13 protein-coding genes are annotated in these 16,563 nt (G+C 38.3%); 12 read left to right on the top strand and 1 reads right to left on the bottom strand.

Features of this window, described 5'->3' with window-relative positions:
- Positions 1-26: 26 nt before the first annotated feature.
- Positions 27-2,171: an alpha-galactosidase gene (locus tag EGI24_RS05615; RefSeq protein ID WP_255047377.1), complete on the top strand. Its 2,145-nt coding sequence runs from the start codon at positions 27-29 to the stop codon at positions 2,169-2,171.
- Between the two features lie 98 nt (positions 2,172-2,269).
- Positions 2,270-2,929, top strand: coding sequence for a transposase (locus tag EGI24_RS05610; protein ID WP_255047376.1), 660 nt, complete (start codon positions 2,270-2,272; stop codon positions 2,927-2,929).
- Positions 2,930-3,068: 139 nt separating this feature from the next.
- Here the strand turns inward: EGI24_RS05610 and EGI24_RS05605 are convergent, their stop codons facing one another.
- Complete coding sequence (locus EGI24_RS05605) at positions 3,069-4,328, bottom strand: acyltransferase family protein (RefSeq protein ID WP_255047375.1); 1,260 nt, start codon at positions 4,326-4,328, stop codon at positions 3,069-3,071.
- A 59-nt stretch (positions 4,329-4,387) separates the two neighbouring features.
- Here EGI24_RS05605 and EGI24_RS05600 point away from each other — a divergent pair, with 59 nt between their 5' ends.
- From EGI24_RS05600 to EGI24_RS05555, 10 genes are all read left to right on the top strand, one after another.
- Positions 4,388-5,683, top strand: a complete 1,296-nt coding sequence (locus EGI24_RS05600) for a D-alanyl-D-alanine carboxypeptidase/D-alanyl-D-alanine-endopeptidase (protein ID WP_255047374.1) — start codon at positions 4,388-4,390, stop codon at positions 5,681-5,683.
- Positions 5,684-6,051: 368 nt separating this feature from the next.
- Complete coding sequence (locus tag EGI24_RS05595; protein ID WP_255047373.1) at positions 6,052-6,636, top strand: Crp/Fnr family transcriptional regulator; 585 nt, start codon at positions 6,052-6,054, stop codon at positions 6,634-6,636.
- 155 nt (positions 6,637-6,791) lie between these two features.
- Positions 6,792-7,865: a peptide chain release factor 1 gene (gene prfA / locus EGI24_RS05590; protein WP_255047372.1), complete on the top strand. Its 1,074-nt coding sequence runs from the start codon at positions 6,792-6,794 to the stop codon at positions 7,863-7,865.
- 47 nt (positions 7,866-7,912) lie between these two features.
- On the top strand, positions 7,913-8,500 hold the full coding sequence (gene rdgB, locus EGI24_RS05585) for an RdgB/HAM1 family non-canonical purine NTP pyrophosphatase (protein ID WP_255047371.1): 588 nt from the start codon (positions 7,913-7,915) through the stop codon (positions 8,498-8,500).
- 194 nt (positions 8,501-8,694) lie between these two features.
- Entirely contained in the window at positions 8,695-9,555 is an 861-nt protein-coding gene (locus EGI24_RS05580) for an AraC family transcriptional regulator (RefSeq protein WP_255047370.1), read from the top strand.
- Positions 9,556-9,583: 28 nt separating this feature from the next.
- Positions 9,584-10,426: a 1,4-dihydroxy-2-naphthoyl-CoA synthase gene (locus EGI24_RS05575; RefSeq protein ID WP_255047369.1), complete on the top strand. Its 843-nt coding sequence runs from the start codon at positions 9,584-9,586 to the stop codon at positions 10,424-10,426.
- A 240-nt stretch (positions 10,427-10,666) separates the two neighbouring features.
- Complete coding sequence (locus EGI24_RS05570; RefSeq protein WP_255047368.1) at positions 10,667-11,446, top strand: hypothetical protein; 780 nt, start codon at positions 10,667-10,669, stop codon at positions 11,444-11,446.
- Positions 11,447-11,559: 113 nt separating this feature from the next.
- Positions 11,560-12,750 (top strand): phospho-N-acetylmuramoyl-pentapeptide-transferase, encoded by a 1,191-nt coding sequence (mraY, locus tag EGI24_RS05565; RefSeq protein ID WP_255047367.1) that lies wholly within the window; start codon positions 11,560-11,562, stop codon positions 12,748-12,750.
- A gap of 84 nt (positions 12,751-12,834) precedes the next feature.
- Entirely contained in the window at positions 12,835-15,603 is a 2,769-nt protein-coding gene (locus EGI24_RS05560) for a S9 family peptidase (protein WP_255047366.1), read from the top strand.
- Positions 15,584-16,453, top strand: coding sequence for an ion transporter (locus EGI24_RS05555; protein ID WP_255047365.1), 870 nt, complete (start codon positions 15,584-15,586; stop codon positions 16,451-16,453). Before EGI24_RS05560 ends, EGI24_RS05555 begins: the two co-directional genes overlap by 20 nt.
- Positions 16,454-16,563 lie beyond the last annotated feature (110 nt).

Raw genomic sequence — 16,563 nt, 5'->3', positions numbered from 1 at the left:
ATTCAACCCATTAAATAAGACAAGGAATGAAAACGGTTTCTACATTTGTTTTTACTATAATTTTACTTTTCTACAACAAATTTGCCAATGCACAAGACTGGCTAATTAATCCTATCAGCCAAAAAGCTCAAATAAAAGTAGAGCAAAATAAAATTGAACTCAATAATGGTCTCTTAAAAAGACAATTTGTAATTGGACAGAATCTAGCCTGTTTTGATTATGTCAATTTAACGAACAACCAACAGCTGCTTAGGGCCATAAAACCTGAGGCCAGAATAAAAATAGATGGAACGGAATACAATATTGGGGGCTTGCTTGGTCAGACAGAACAGGCGTATTTGCAAACCGATTGGATACAAAAACTAAAGAAAGGCAAATCTGATTTTATTTTTAAAAACTATGAAGTCAGTGAAATAAAACCTAGAATAAACTGGAAAGCAAAATCTTGGCCAAATAATATTCAGAACCCTAGTGGCCAAACATTGGTGCTGAATTTTGTTACGCAAGTTGCACTTTTAGAGGGGCTAGAAGTGGCCATACAATACGAAATTTACGATGGCATTCCTTTGATAGTAAAGTCTTTACAAATTAAAAATGTTGGCAAAAAAGCATTTAGAATAGATAGAGTAGTAAACGAAATCTTGGGTTTGGTAGAAGAAGAAAGTGCAGTGGTAGGCAAACCCGAAGAAATGAAAAAACAACATGGCATTTATATAGAAACCAATTATGCATTCAACAATGCCATGCGGTATGACATCAGCGACCAAACCACCCACTGGAAAGTCGACTCCATTTACACTTCACAAGTAAACTATAATTACCAAACACCTTGTCTGTTAGAAATTTACCCCGAAAAAGCCCCTGGAATAGATTTGAAACCTAGCGAAACCTTCCAATCTGTAAGAACACATGAACTACTCATGGACAGCTACGACCGGCAACGACGAGGACTGATGATTAAGAAAATGTATAAGACTGTCGCACCTTGGACCTTGCAAAATCCGATATTTATGCACTTGGTAAGTAAAAACGATGAAGAAGTAAAAACAGCCATAGACCAATGCCAAGCCACGGGATATGAAGCAGTAATTTTAAGTTTTGGCAGCCACCTTAATATGGAAAATAACTCCCCAGAAAATATCAATCGTTGGAAAATGCTTGCAGATTTTGCCCATGCCAAAGGCATACTATTGGGTGGTTATTCTTTGTTTAGCTCAAGAAGAATCTCAGATGAGCACGACGTCATTTCACCCATTACGGGTAAGCCAGGAGGAGCGTTTTTTGGAAACGCTCCATGTTTTGGAAGTCAATGGGGACTGGATTACAGTCAAAAAATAAAGAATTTCTTTGAAAAAACAGGTTTCGACATTTGGGAAAACGACGGTCCATACCCAGGTGATGTTTGTGCGTCAAGTGTACATCCTGGTCACAGAGATTTGGAAGACAGCCAATGGAAACAAATGGAGATTCAGAAAGATTTGTATCGCTGGCTTAACGAACATGGGGTTTATATCAATGCTCCTGACTGGTATTTTTTGGATGGCACACACAAAATAGCCTTGGGTTACCGAGAGGTGAACTTCTCACTCAGCCGTGAGCAACAACGCATCTTAAACCGCCAAAACATTCATGACGGTACCATCGAAAAAACCGCTGCCATGAGTTGGGGATTTGTTCCACTTACTCGTTATCAAGGTGGTGGCCCAGAAGCAGTTTTAGAGCCACTAGAAGAACATCTGGAAGACTATAAACAACTTATGATGCAATATTATGGAGCAGGCGTGCAGGCCTGTTACAGAGGTCCAAGACTTTTCGATACTGAGAAAACCAGAAAAACCGTAGCCGAAACCATCAATTGGTATAAAAAATATAGAGAAATCTTGAACTCGGACCTCATTCACCTCCGCCGAGCCGATGGCAGAGATTGGGACGGTTTTCTACATGTTAATCCTTCCTCAAAACAAAAGGGCTTCTTGATGGTGTTCAATCCTACAGCTGAGCCCATAACCAGAAAGATAATAATACCCCTCTATTACACGGGCCTTGAATCTAAAGCTATTGTGAAAGAAAAAGATGGTGTTTCAAAAACTTTAACTTTGAATAGAAATTTCGAAATTGAGTTAACGGTGACTATTCCTGCAAATGGCAATAATTGGTTTGTTATTGAATAGGTGGAACAAAAGGTAAAACAATTTTCCTAAATTGTTTAAAGAATCGAAAAAACATATACATATCTAATTCTTCAGTACATTTTAATTTAGGAAAACTGATGAACTCACACGAATTCAAAAAAGTCTTTCACAAACGCAATTTACCACATTTACAACCGCTTGGAGCAACTTTTTTCGTCACTTATAACCTCGCAAATGCGATTCCTAAAAGAATTCTTGATAAATGGAAACTAGAGTTTGAGTTGCAAAAAAAGGCCATTTTAGAAAACTCCGAAAATGTCAAAGAAGACCTCGATAAGTTGCACAAACGTAATTTCTTAGAAAGAGATAAATATCTTGATGCCCGTAGAAATGACAGCCATTGTAAAATAAATGGCGAATTAGCTCAAATCGTGGTTGATTCTATAAATTTTTGGGATGGTAAAAAAATAGATCTAATCTGTTATTGCTTAATGTCCAATCACGTCCATTTAGTTTTTAGATTACTCAATAAAACTGAAACAGATACGCCCAAATATTTGGAAGACATCATGCATTCAATAAAACAATTCTCAGCAAAAAAATGCAATGCTATTTTAAATCGGAAAGGAGATTTTTGGCAACATGAAAGTTATGATAGACTTATAAGAAATGATGAAGAGCAATTCAGAATTATACTTTACGTCCTAAATAACCCTGTAAAAGCGGGCTTATGCAAACACCCATTTGACTGGAAATGGACTTATTTGCAAGAAAAATTTAAGAAAATTATGCTCTAAAACAATTTTCATAAATTATAAGAAGACCGTTTTTTTATTGCAATGGCAAGTAAAATCACATTTTACGTTCGCCATATTTTATAAAAACCGCTCTCTTTTGATTCTTAATATCTCAATTGTACAATTTAGGAAAATTGTGTTACACTTTAAACACCAACTTCCTCCTATCCAAAAAATACAAAATCACACTCCAGAAAGCGACATAACTGATGGCATACGCCAAAGAGGATTTCATAGGATTCGCAAACATAGGCACTAAACCCTTTTCATAAAAATAATCCAATAAAGCCAAGCTTTCCTCCCCATCCAGTATTTTGATCGCATTCAATGCCCTTGGAATTATTCCCGACCCATAGAATACAATCATAGGATTTACACCCCACATTATTAGGAATTTAGTAACAGCTTTCGGTCTACCGGATTTGAAAATTATATCAACAATTGACAAAACAACCATGGCCCATCCTCCAGCAAAAAGTACATAAGAGCTCGTCCACAAGGCCTTATTTATTGGGAAAACCAAATCCCAAATTAAACCTACCACAATCAAGGCTATTCCCACACCAAGCAGCCATTTGAAAGCCTCAGAACCTTTATTTTGAAGTAATTTCCCAGTCCAGATACCCAAAAGAGCTGTTACAATGGCTGGGAAAGTACTCAGTATGCCCTCTGGATCCCAAGTTTTAGAAGTTACCCAAAGATGCCCAGGCAGTAAAGTGTTATCCAGCCAAGCTGCCAAATTGGTACCTATTCCATAATTTCCAGTTGATTGTCCAGGAATTGGAATCAAAGCCATTGCCGCCCAATAACCAAAAAGTAAAGCCGCACCTGCTATAAGTTGTTGCCGAAAATTAAACCCAAGAAATATCAACGCAGCAAAAAAATACACGACTCCAATTCTTTGCAAGACACCTGGAATCCTAACCGATGCGTAAGTCTCGATTCCACTAAAACACAAGCCAATCATAAGTACGAATAAACCAATGGCGGTGTACAACTTTATTTTTGGCTTAAAATTTCCCAAAAGGGTATAGGCCACTAAAATACTTATAACTAGCTTTATAATTACCAAAGGTGTACCTTCTACCTCTCCAATTCTAATTTTAGAAAAGAAATTGAGGACTAGGCCTAAATTAAAAATCCTAAGTGAACGGGTCAAAATCTTGAAAAAGTTTGCTTTGTCAATTCCAGAATTTTCATTCGTAGAAAATGGCATTGCAGTACCCATGATAAACACAAAAAATGGAAAGACCATGTCTGTTGGAGTAGCACCGTGCCATTCTGCGTGTAGCAGGGGAGCATACACATTACCCCAGTCACCGGGGTTATTTACTATGGTCATGAGCATCATGGTGAAGCCCCTAAAAATATCTATCGATGTGACTCTTTGTTTTTCCAAAATTCTATGGTTAAATTGTTAACTGATAAACCAAAGTTAAAAAAAATATTTATGCATCCATGAAAATCCTCATTTCATTCTCGCTTTTTTCGCTTCTCTTAATATCATGTGTAACTCAAAAACCCAAAACATCACTGGTTCAAAAATGGATAGATTCTACACAAATCGAAAGCAATAGTTTCGTGGGAATCAAGATTTTTGACCCGAAAACAAAAGAAGTAATTTTTACCAAAAACGAAAAACGATATTTTGTGCCTGCTTCTAACACCAAAATATTGAGTCTTTATGCTTCGCTTAAAAACCTAGGCGATAGTATTCCTGCTTTAAAATATCTATTAAAAAACGATAGCTTATTTGTATCTGGAACTGCGGATCCAACTTTTCTTCATCCCGATTTGCCGAAAAGCAAAACCTATGATTTTATCAAAAACTCAACTGCCAAAACTATCATATTCTCTAATGCAAACTTCAAAAACGAAGTTTATGGCTCTGGCTGGGCTTGGGATGATTACAACGATTACTACCAAGTGGAACTGAGTTCTTTTCCTATTTATGGCAATATTGTGAGGTTCAAAAAAACAAACAATGAACTATCTATCAATCCTCCCATATTTTCTGATTCATTATTTTATAATCAAAACTCCTTTTCTGAAATTAAGAGAAAAATAAAAGAAAACGTATTTTACACCAATACTAAAATCAACCAAAAACCAGATTTTGAACAAGACATTCCTTTTAAGACTTCGGCTTTTCTTTTCCAAAAATTACTTTCTGATACCCTTAAGAAAGAAATAACATTGGGTTCTTTTATGCCAAATAAAGAATTCAAAACGCTGTACTCACTACCCGTGGATACGGTTTTTAGAAGGATGATGCAAGTCTCTGACAATATGCTAGCTGAGCAACTTTTGCTTTTGGCAGGTGGAAAATACGCTGATACTATTTCTACATATCACGCTATAAAAAACATACAGGCCGATTTACTTGAGGGTGTTCCGCAAAAATTTAATTGGGTGGATGGCTCTGGTTTGTCACGATACAACCTACTAACACCCGAAGGACTAGTTTTTCTACTTGACCGTATGTTGAAAGAATTCCCGAAAGAGAGATTATTTTCATTAATGTCTGTTGGCGGTCAAGTCGGAACACTTAAAAACGCATACAAATCTGGCGTGCCTTTTGTTTTTGCAAAGACAGGAAGTTTAAGCGGAGTTTATAACCAAAGTGGCTACTTAATAACAAAATCGGGGCGTCTGTTAATCTTTAGCATTATGAACAATAATTTTGTTGGATCCACATCAAAAATCCGAAAAAAAACCTCCGAAATTATTACCCTTCTACATGAAAACTATTGAACAAATAAAAAGCTAATTGTATTGTGATTAAAAGTAAACTTAGCTTTATTTAATAATGTTTATTAACAATTTAGAAGCGAAAAACTAAACTAAAGCCCTTATAATTTTTATAAAAAACGTAAATTTTCTAACCGTTGTTAGTTTTCAATAACAAAAGATAAACATGTTTTGTATTTGTTGAAAAACTTACTAAAATTTGTAAATAATTGTGGCCAAAATTAAAAGTTTTATTAGACCTTGAGCATTGAGCAATGCTGGAAGTTGGCCACAATTAATTCGCCAATTATCCAGACAAAACAGGACTCGAGAAAGTTTTTCTCGGGTCTTTTTTTTGAATCAAACTCCTATTTCACATATAATTAAAGAGAATGACCTTTTCACAAAATTTATTAAAAGACTTAGTAAATACTATAGCTCCAATTACAAAAAATGAGTTTAAGCATTTGGTTTCAATTTTCAGTGAAAAACCTCTCCCAAAAGGCTCAAAACCAATAATATTTGGAGAATCTTCTAATTTAGTTCTATTTGTAACAAAAGGCCTGCTAAGAGAATACACCATCAACAACAATGAAGAACATACCCTTTGGATTACAGGCGTTGGAGAAGCTATTCTTGACCCTGGCAGCTTTATGGTTGGAGAGCCATCAAAAATAGAAGTCGAAGCCCTTGTAAACTCTCACATATTGTATACCACACGTCAGCAACTCGAGACTATTTTGGTAGAAATACCCAGTATAAACGCTGTTACACACGTGCTTTATCAAAAAAACCTCCAAGATTTTAGAGAACATATGCTTTTATTGAAAATATGGCCAACTCAGAAACGAGAAGAAATTCTGTTTGAAAAAAAACCGCATTTATTCAGAAAAGAAGTTAAGCTAAAACACATTGCGTCTTTGCTCAACGTACATCCGAATTCACTCAGTCGAATCAGAAACCAGCGTATCTACTAATGATGGTTTAGTGAACCGTTTGCCCCAAATTTAGGTTAAATCTAAGACGAATTACTGGTTTCTAAACCTATGTTTTGGGACCCAAGAATTCAAAAAATCGGGTAGAATTCGACAATTTTGCCTATTTTTGTAGCGATTTATAAAAATCTTAGAGCATGTTAATCGAACAGTTAGAGTCAATAAAAGAGCGTTTTGAAGAAGTTTCGCAGCAGATAACCATGCCCGAAGTGGTGTCTAATATGGACAAATTCAAGAAAATTAGCAAGGAATACCGTGACTTAGAAAAAGTTGTAGAAGAATATAAAAACTATAAACTCATATTGGCCAACCTCGATGAAGCTCGTCAAATTCTAAACACAGAAAAAGACGAAGAAATGCGTGAAATGGCCAAAATGGAGTTAGACGAACTTCAACCCAAAAAAGAGGCAATAGAGGAGTCATTAAAAGAAATGCTGATTCCGAAAGACCCCATGGACAGCAAAGATTGTATTCTTGAAATAAGAGGCGGAACAGGTGGCGATGAGGCAGCAATTTTTGCTGGAGACTTGTTCAGAATGTACCAACGCTACGCTGTTACGCAAGGATGGCAGTTTCAGGTGATGGACTTTACCGATGCCTCTTCAGGTGGTTATAAAGAAATTGTGGTAAGCGTAAAAGGAGAAGACGTTTATGGAAAACTGAAGTTTGAGTCGGGTGTGCATCGCGTACAGCGTGTACCAGCCACCGAATCACAAGGCCGTATTCATACCTCCGCTGCCACTGTAGCGGTTCTACCCGAAGCCGACGAAGTGGACGTGCAAATAAATATGTCAGACATAAGAAAAGACACCTATTGTTCGTCAGGAGCTGGTGGCCAATCAGTTAATACTACCTACTCCGCAGTTCGTGTGACACATATACCTACTGGCGTAGTCGTACAGTGCCAAGACGAGCGTTCACAAATCAAAAACTTCGACAAAGCCATGACCGTATTGAGGTCAAGAATATACGAAATGGAACTCGCCAAACATAACGAAGCCATTGCTGGCGACCGCAAATCTATGGTGGGTTCGGGCGATAGGTCAGATAAAATCAGAACCTACAATTATCCACAAGGCCGAGTAACCGACCATCGTATAGGTTTTACGGTTTACAATCTTCCAACCGTGATGGAAGGCCAAGTGGGTGAATTCATTGAAAAACTAAGAATTGCCGAAAATGCCGATAAAATGAAAGAAGGCGTGGCATAAATTTCAATATATTATCTTATATCTTCCCAATTCTTTTAACTTAATTCATGGAAAAAATCGAAATCTGTCTAGCATCCAACAATGCCCATAAGATAGTTGAACTACAGAAAATGCTGGGAGACACTTTCTTGATCATAACCATGAAAGACATTGGTTGTGAAGATGATATAGAAGAATACGGCACCACCTTTGAAGAAAACTCTAGAATAAAAGCAGACTACATACATAACTTATATGGCGTAAATGTAATAGCCGACGACTCTGGTTTGGAAGTAGAAGCCTTGGACAACCGTCCAGGTGTTTATTCAGCTCGTTACGCAGGTGAGCCCACCAATCACCAAGCAAATATAGAGAAACTGCTCTTAGAACTCGACGGAATAGAAAACCGAGAAGCAAGATTCAGAACTGTTATAACCTTAATATTAGACGATAAACATTATGCTTTTGAAGGCCATGTTTCGGGTAAAATAACAAAGGAGCTTCGTGGGGATGAAGGATTCGGATATGACCCAGTTTTTGTACCTGATGGTTTTGAGAAAACATTTGCAGAAATGCCAGCAGACCTTAAAAATCAAATGAGCCATAGAGCAAACGCCATAAATCGTCTCCTGGAGCACTTAAAAACAAAAAAGTAACGAAAATCTAGTTCTCGTTACTTCTAATCATTTTAGGTCTTTCAAGTAATATCGTCTTAGAAAGTTTCCGCTTTCTAATAATTGCAATGCAAAATTGCACCAAAAAAAATCATAAAACTATTACAGAATTTTCCAATACTTGTTCTATATTAACATCATATTAGAGAATAGGTAAACACAGATGTTAATCAAGCATGAAAGTTGAGTTTGAAATTATTGCCCCAGATAGCGGAAGTTCGTTTAAATTGATAAACTGGCGGTCAGAAAACGACAAATTTTTTTGGCATCAACACCCCGAGTACGAAATCATTTATGTAAAAAAAGGATCTGGGAAACTTCACATTGGCAATCACCTTGGTGAGTATCAAGAAGGCGAAGTGATGTTTTTGGGACCTAACCTACCACATACTGGCTTAGGTTATGGTGTAATTGGCGAGCACGAAGAAATCATCGTCCAGCTCAAAGATATTTTCTTAGGCAATGATTTTATGTCGATCCCCGAAATGGAAGGTATCAGGAAACTCTTCGAGCGAGCCATTTTCGGTATTTCTTTTACTGGAAAAACCCGTCAGCAGGTTGCTCAAAAAATGGAAAACCTCACTCAATTGACCGGTCTTGACAGATTGATTTCGCTTTTAGAAATTCTGAAAATACTTTCACAATCTACAGAATTCAAAATTCTCAATAGCCGAGATTCAAGATACGATTTCCGCCATCAAGACGAGGAACGCATCAATCGGATTTACAGTTATGTTGAAGAAAACTACACCAAAGACATCAAAATAGAAGATATTGCTGAGGTAGCCAATCTTACGGTACCGTCGTTTTGCAGGTATTTCAAAAAAATGACACACATGACTTTTACTGACTTCGTAAATGAATTCAGGATAAATAATGCCTGTAAATTGCTACATACCAACATGGGTATTTCAGATATTTGCTTTGAAAGTGGCTTCAACAATATTTCTCATTTCAACAAAACTTTCAAGCACTTCAAAAACAAAAGTCCTCGTGACTACCGAAAAGAAGTTTTATTTGTGGGTACATTAAATTAGATTTGTAATAAAAAATAGAATACCGAAAATGTCGACAATAAACTGGGTAACCGTAAAAGAATACGAAGATATCACCTACAAAAAGTGCAATGGCGTTGCCCGAATAGCATTTAATAGACCAGACATCAGAAACGCTTTTAGGCCAAAAACTACTTTCGAACTTTACGATGCCTTTGAAGATGCCACCCACGACCCCAAAGTGGGCGTAGTTTTGCTGTCAGGAGAAGGTCCTTCTTCAAAAGACGGCGGCTGGGCTTTCTGTTCAGGAGGAGACCAAAACGCCCGTCAAAAAGGCGGATACCGTGCTGAAGATGGCCGTGATAGATTAAACATTTTAGAGGTTCAACGTCAAATTAGATTCATGACCAAACCCGTAATTGCCGTAGTAACGGGCTGGGCTGTAGGTGGTGGTCATAGCCTTCATGTAGTTTGTGATTTATCCTTGGCAAGTAAAGAACATGCCATATTCAAACAAACGGACGCCAACGTGGCCAGCTATGATGCTGGATATGGTTCGGCATATTTAGCACGACAAATAGGACAAAAAAAAGCACGTGAAATTTTCTTTTTGGGCAGAAATTATAATGCACAAGAAGCATTGGAAATGGGCATGGTAAATGCGGTAGTACCTCATGCCGAGCTAGAAGACACCGCCTACCAATGGGCTCAGGAAATATTACAAAAAAGCCCCATGGCGATTAGAATGCTCAAATTTGCATTTAATCTAATAGACGACGGCCTTGTAGGTCAACAGATATTTGCTGGAGAAGCCACCCGACTTGGATATATGACCGAAGAAGCACAAGAAGGCAGAAATGCATTTCTAGAAAAACGCCCACCAAATTGGGATAAGTTTGAGAGGTACTCGTAATTGCCTTGGCTAAGATTTATAAGATTGGTTTGTATTTAGGATTCGTTTTCAAATTATATTTCCTATTGATCCTATGTACGTGTGAGTACAGACATTACACAACCCATACCTTTAAAATAGGAACGGGTATGTGGGACTAAAACAATTTGGAATTGATAATGCAATTTTCAATGAAATAACAAACCATCACCAATTTTTCAATAAATTTGTCGTTGATAATTTTTATACAAACCTCATTCGATGAAAAAGCTTATAATTACTTTAGCAACTAGCATTGCCTTACTTTCCTGTGGCTCTTCCGAAACAGAAAAAGATGCTGCCACCACTTCCACTGTATCTGAAAAGAAGAACAATCACACATTGGTTTTTTTCGATAAAACCCAAAGTGTAAACGTAGACGATGCCTTTGTTCGTACCAAATACCAGTCGGCACTGAAAGCACTTATCGACCAAAACATTCAGACAGAAGGGGACGTATTTGAGATATATTACATACACGAAAATACCGCCAAAGCCAAGGTTTTATCGCTTTCAGCACGTACTACCAAGGAAAGTTCGGAAGGATTAAACGCCACGGATTTGGAAGCTGCACAAACGAACTATGACATGAGCATAGGCAAAGAACGCCGAATGATTCTTGATCTGGCCGTACAGAAAATGCTTGAAAAAAACGCAGGAGCGTCCAACCTTGAAACCAATATTTCCGCTTCAATACCATTATTATCTGAAGCCTTAAATGGCAAAAAAGACGTAAAAGCCTATTATTTCTCCGATATGGTAGAAAGTATTAAAAACGGGAGAGACTTTCATAAAATAGCTCCCATCAGCCACGACCAAGCTCAGGAATGGGCAAAAACTGATGCCGAAAACTACAAACTATATAACCTCACCAATGCCCAAATTTCTATCATTTTGCCTTTCTCACCCAACAGCTCCTCCAAAGAAAACAACCCCAACGTTAGTGACTATTGGAAAGTGTATTTCGAGACTTTGGGTGTTAGTGGGGTGAAGGAGATTTGAGTTAGATTATGTGCTTGTAAAATTTACAAAAAATATTCTTGCAGAGATGGTTTAGACTTTTGCCAAAAAATTCATTTATCTTTGCTTCGCAAGACTATTATACCCCTAAAACAATGCTTTACTACCTTTTCAGCTACCTCGACCACGCCTTTGATTTTCCTGGTGCGGGTGTGTTTCGTTACATTTCGTTCAGAGCTTCGGCGGCCACAATTCTATCGCTCTTGATAGCCGCTATTTACGGAAAACCCATCATCCGCAAACTCCAGATGTTGCAGGTCGGCGAAAGTATCAGAGACCTGGGTCTAACGGGTCAATTGGAGAAAAAAGGTACGCCTACCATGGGAGGTTTCATCATTTTAGCTTCGTTGATGATTCCAGTTTTGCTGTTTGCTAGGCTCGACAATGTATATATCATCTTGCTCATAGTGGCCACCCTTTGGACCACCATGATAGGCTTTGCAGATGATTATATCAAGGTTTTCAAAAAAGATAAAGAAGGCTTAAAAGGCACTTTCAAAATCATTGGCCAAGTAGGCTTGGGCTTGATAGTAGGCCTGACCCTATACTTCAACAATAACGTGAAAATCAGAGAGTTCGGCACCAATGGATTCATAGATAAGCAGTCGCTCACTACAACTGTCCCTTTCTTAAAAAATAACCTTCTTGACTACGACATACTTTCAAGTTATCTACCCGCAAGCTTAGCTTGGTTGCCTTACGTTTTTATCTGTGTGTTTATCATCACAGCAGTGTCTAACGCCGCCAACATCACCGATGGCATAGACGGCCTAGCGGCTGGCACCTCGGCTATTATTGGACTAACGCTTGCAGTCTTTGCTTATTTATCTGGCAACAAAGTCTTTGCTGAATATTTGAATATCATGCTCATTCCTAATTCTGGGGAGGTGGTAATATTTTGTGCAGCCTTTCTAGGTGCCTGCATAGGTTTTCTGTGGTACAACTCCTACCCTGCTTCGGTTTTTATGGGCGATACCGGCAGCTTGATGCTCGGCAGTGTCATTGCTACATTGGCTTTAATACTAAGAAAAGAGCTGATGATTCCATTGATGTGTGGCATTTTCTTGGCTGAAAACATCTCGGTAATACTGCAAGTGAGTTATTTTAAATACCAAAAACGCAGAAGAGGGCTGGAATATGCCAAACAAAATCGACTCTTGTTGATGTCACCGCTGCACCACCATTTCCAGAAAAAAGGCTACCACGAGGCCAAAATCGTAACGAGATTTTGGATTGTAGCCATTGTTTTGGCGGTTATCAGCATTGTTACGCTCAAGTTGCAATAAAAAGGTATAGTCTGTGGTTTAGCCCAAAGCATTTTTTTGCTATATTTGGAAAGTCCTTTAACTGGCTTGAGCCTATACGCCTAAATGAAACAGACATTATTTTTCTTACTATTGCTATCTACGGGTATTTTTGCCCAAAAACGACCCTTACAACATTCCGACTACGACGCTTGGAAAGCTATATCTGAAACAAAAATAACCCCAAACGGGCACTGGGTAGCTTATGTACTTAGCCCTCAAGACGGTGATAATAAGCTCATTCTATATCCATTATTGGGCAATGCAATTGATACCGTTGAACGTGCCTCTGATCTTTGGCTGAGCCAAGATTCACAGTGGGGTGCTTACAAGATTTCTCCATCAAAAAGTATTGTAAAAGCTGCTAAATTGGCAAAAAAGAAGAAAGAAGACATGCCAAAAGACAGCATTGGCATACACAGTTTTACGACCTTCGAAACCATAAAATTTGGTAACATAAAGAGTTTTATTTTCCCCGAAAAATCAAATGATTGGCTGGCATTTCTGAGCTATCCAGAAACCAAAAAAGATACCTCCTCCAAAGTAAAAAAAACCAAAAAGGAAAGTGAAGAAAACGGCAGTACTTTGCAAGTTTATAGTTTAAAAAACAACGCTTTACATAAGTTTCCTTTTGTTTATAAATACCAGTTTGATCCCACAGGGCAAATTTTGACTTTTGCAACCACCGGAAAAGATAGCACCATGAAAGCTGGTTTGTATTCATTCTCCACAACTGATCAAAAAACCAAACTTTTGACAGAAGTAAAAGGCACATATAAACAACTTATCAGCTCTGAAGATGGCCAACTTTGGGCCACAATCCTCGACCCCGATACTACCAAAAAATCTTTGACAAAAAACCATACATTATATTTTTGGAAAAACACCGAAGAACCAAAACTGATAGGCGATACACTTACGCCTACAAACGCCAATTTACCACTTATCAGTACGGACTTCGAACCTAAATTCTCAAAAGATGGAAGTAAATTGTTTTTCGGAAAAACACCTCGAGGAATCATAAAAGATACCACCAAGCTCGAAGAAGACATTGTGAGCTTAGATGTGTGGAATTGGAAAGATAACCGCCTGATGCCACAACAGTTGGCCAACCTCAAAAACGACCTTAAAAAAAGTTATTTGGCCGTTTTTGACATAAAAACACAGAAAACTGTTCAATTGGCAAATCCAGATTTTCCTGAAATAAGTCTTACCAAAACAGCCAATGAAGAAGAAATGCTACTTTTGGCTTCCGAAAAATATGCCTATCAACACTGGCTTTTTAATCCACCAATAGACGCCTTTACGGTTTCAAGCAAAACTGAAAATCGAAAGCTGGTTTTTGAAAATAAACGAGTGACTGACCTTCATATGTCACCAGATGGCAAATTTGTGGTTTGGTATGCCTTGGAAGACACTGCATGGTTTGCCTATCAGGTTCGAAACCAAAAAACTTACAAACTCACAGACGATGTAAATTTCTCTGACAAAGCCGACGACGACCATCCCGATGAACCAAGCAGCTACGGCATGGCCGGCTTTACCAAAGACGATGACCAAGTGTGGATATATGACAAATATGATATTTGGGCCGTAAATCTCTCAAAACCTTCGGAAAGGAAACGGCTGACCAATGGCAGAGAAAATAATCTTAGCTACCGATACATTTCATTGGACGAAAAAGAAACGCAGATTGATACCAAAAACGTAATCTTACTTCATGTATTCAATCAAAAAACCATGGAGTCGGGCTATGCGACATTGAGTATTACTGAAAATGCAATTCCAGAATTGGTAATGTTTGATAAGTTTTATTTTTCTCCAAAAATTATCAAAGCCAAAGAAAGTTCAGACTTGGTTTTTACCCAAGAAAACTTCGAGGTTTTTCCTGACTTACAGCATAGCAAAGGTGTTGATTTTAAAGAAGTTAGAAAAGTAAGCACAGCTAATCCACAGCAAGAGAACATCAACTGGGGTACTGCCGAAATGATAAAATACCAATCGCTTGATAACAAAGATTTGGAAGGAATTCTTTACAAACCTGCCAACTTTGACCCAAGCAAAAAGTACCCGATGATTACGTACTTTTATGAAAAAATGTCGGATCAAATCTACCGTTATAATGTACCTCAGCCTGCTCGATCGAGCATCAATTTCTCCTATTACCCTAGCAATGGCTACTGTGTGTTTGTGCCAGATATTGTTTACAAAACTGGTCAACCAGGCCAAAGTGCCTACGATTGTATATTGCCAGGCATAAAGAAAGTAATAGAAATGGGATTTGTGGATAGCACCCGTCTGGGGGTTCAAGGCCACAGCTGGGGTGGGTATCAAATAGCTTGGTTAGTAACCAAAACCAATATTTTCAGAGCGGCTGAAGCTGGAGCACCTGTAGCCAATATGACCAGTGCCTACGGTGGCATCAGATGGGAAACAGGCAACTCTCGCCAAGCACAATACGAACGGACGCAGTCGAGAATAGGCCTTACACTGTGGGATAACCCAAAAAAATATCTCGAAAACTCGCCATTGTTTTACCTTCCAAATGTAAAAACACCCGTGCTGATGATGCACAACGACGACGATGGTGCTGTACCATGGTACCAGGGCATAGAGATGTTTATGGGACTTAAAAGGCTCGGTAAACCTGTGTGGATGCTCAACTATAATGGCGAAAAACATGGTTTGACGCAACGCAAAAACCGCAAAGATTGGTCGCTGCGGATGTCGCAATATTTTGATTATTACCTAAAAGACGCCCCTATACCCGAATGGATGAGCAAGGGCGTACCCGCAACCGAAAAAACACTAAACTATGGACTTAAACTCGATTAAAACCCTCGAAATAGGCAACAAGCGTAGCTTTAGAAAAAAAGTGTGGAGCACACTAGATGTGCGGTATTCTGAGCGAAAAGGAATCAGTTTTGTATTCAACATTTCGCTTTCCATACTTATCTTTCTGAATACCATAGCCATTATACTCAATACTATTCCTGATTTAAGCCAAAACTACCATACCGTTTTTAGGGACTTCGAATACTTCTCTGTAGCTATTTTTTTGGTTGAGTATTTATTTCGTCTTTGGTCTTGTGTTGAGGCTCGGGGATTTAGCCATCCGTTTTACGGCCGTGTACGTTTTCTGCTTTCGTTTTGGGGTATTGTGGATTTACTGGCCATTGCACCGTTTTTCCTTTCCGCTTTCGCTACCGACTTTGCTTTTATACGAATGCTTCGTTTGTTGCGTATTCTGAGGCTTTTCCGCATGAGCAGGTATTTCCATGCATTTAGAATCATAAAAAACGTATTGAACAGCAAACGAGACGAGCTCATTTTGGCATTTTCTTTTATCTTTTTCTTAATTATTTTCTCTAGTTCTTTGATGTATTATATTGAGCACCCTGTGCAGCCAAAGAATTTTTCAAGTATCCCCGCAGCTCTTTGGTGGGGCGTAAATACCATGACTACAGTAGGTTATGGCGACATTTACCCTATAACACTAGCCGGAAAAATATTGGGAGCTTTTGTGGCCATTTCAGGGATTTCACTATTTGCTTTACCTGCGGGTATTATCGCTTCGGGTTTCAACGAGCACATCAGGGGCTATAAAAACGAAACAGGAAAAGTAAAATGCCCTTATTGCCAAGCCGAGTATTTTTTGGCAGAGAAAGGCAAGCATGTGCATTGATTTTTGCAAAGTATTTTTTTGACACAGAGTTTCACTGATTTTTTTTTATCTACTTTGTGTTTTTGAGTTACTCAAAGTTTTTATCGCTTCGCTCATTTAGCTTTGTATCC

It is taken from the genome of Lacihabitans sp. CS3-21, assembly GCF_024343675.1.
Classification (GTDB): domain Bacteria; phylum Bacteroidota; class Bacteroidia; order Cytophagales; family Spirosomataceae; genus Leadbetterella.
Note: the sequence above shows the minus strand (reverse complement) of the source record. Positions and strands in the feature narration are given on the sequence as shown.

What these genes read in the sequence shown, in the direction of transcription:
- EGI24_RS05560 (WP_255047366.1), top strand. Translation starts at nt 12,835, where the DNA reads ATGAAACAGACATTATTTTTCTTACTATTGCTATCTACGGGTATTTTT.
- EGI24_RS05600 (WP_255047374.1), top strand. Translation starts at nt 4,388, where the DNA reads ATGAAAATCCTCATTTCATTCTCGCTTTTTTCGCTTCTCTTAATATCA.
- mraY (WP_255047367.1), top strand. Translation starts at nt 11,560, where the DNA reads ATGCTTTACTACCTTTTCAGCTACCTCGACCACGCCTTTGATTTTCCT.
- rdgB (WP_255047371.1), top strand. Translation starts at nt 7,913, where the DNA reads ATGGAAAAAATCGAAATCTGTCTAGCATCCAACAATGCCCATAAGATA.
- EGI24_RS05575 (WP_255047369.1), top strand. Translation starts at nt 9,584, where the DNA reads ATGTCGACAATAAACTGGGTAACCGTAAAAGAATACGAAGATATCACC.
- EGI24_RS05555 (WP_255047365.1), top strand. Translation starts at nt 15,584, where the DNA reads ATGGACTTAAACTCGATTAAAACCCTCGAAATAGGCAACAAGCGTAGC.
- EGI24_RS05580 (WP_255047370.1), top strand. Translation starts at nt 8,695, where the DNA reads ATGAAAGTTGAGTTTGAAATTATTGCCCCAGATAGCGGAAGTTCGTTT.
- EGI24_RS05595 (WP_255047373.1), top strand. Translation starts at nt 6,052, where the DNA reads ATGACCTTTTCACAAAATTTATTAAAAGACTTAGTAAATACTATAGCT.
- EGI24_RS05570 (WP_255047368.1), top strand. Translation starts at nt 10,667, where the DNA reads ATGAAAAAGCTTATAATTACTTTAGCAACTAGCATTGCCTTACTTTCC.
- prfA (WP_255047372.1), top strand. Translation starts at nt 6,792, where the DNA reads ATGTTAATCGAACAGTTAGAGTCAATAAAAGAGCGTTTTGAAGAAGTT.
- EGI24_RS05610 (WP_255047376.1), top strand. Translation starts at nt 2,270, where the DNA reads ATGAACTCACACGAATTCAAAAAAGTCTTTCACAAACGCAATTTACCA.
- EGI24_RS05615 (WP_255047377.1), top strand. Translation starts at nt 27, where the DNA reads ATGAAAACGGTTTCTACATTTGTTTTTACTATAATTTTACTTTTCTAC.